Origin of the sequence: Thioclava pacifica DSM 10166 (genome assembly GCF_000714535.1) — a bacterium.
In the GTDB taxonomy this organism is placed as follows: Bacteria; Pseudomonadota; Alphaproteobacteria; order Rhodobacterales; family Rhodobacteraceae; genus Thioclava; species Thioclava pacifica.
Genome location: NZ_AUND01000037.1, coordinates 1 through 240 on the forward strand (window position 1 = coordinate 1; position 240 = coordinate 240).

The window sequence follows — 240 nt, forward strand, 5'->3', positions numbered from 1 at the left end:
GTGCCGATCATCGCGATTTTCATGAAAATTTACTATCCAATGGTTTAACTGTTCTGGTTCAAATCGGACTTGAGCGCCTCAATCTCCGCCTTCAAAGCCTCAAACTCCGCCATCTTCCTCGCCAAGAACCGCTGCGTAATCGCCGCTTTCTCCGCCACCCCTTTCGGCGTCAGCAGATAGGCATAGCGCCTCTTGTCCTCGGCCGCCCTGAAATTCCCGAGCTTTACGAAGCCCTTCTCC

The 240-nt window shown here is 53.3% G+C and carries 1 pseudogene; it reads right to left on the reverse strand.

Features of this window, described 5'->3' with window-relative positions:
- Positions 1-44: 44 nt before the first annotated feature.
- Positions 45-240 (reverse strand): annotated as a pseudogene (locus tag TP2_RS18680) (MarR family EPS-associated transcriptional regulator); the annotation flags it as partial.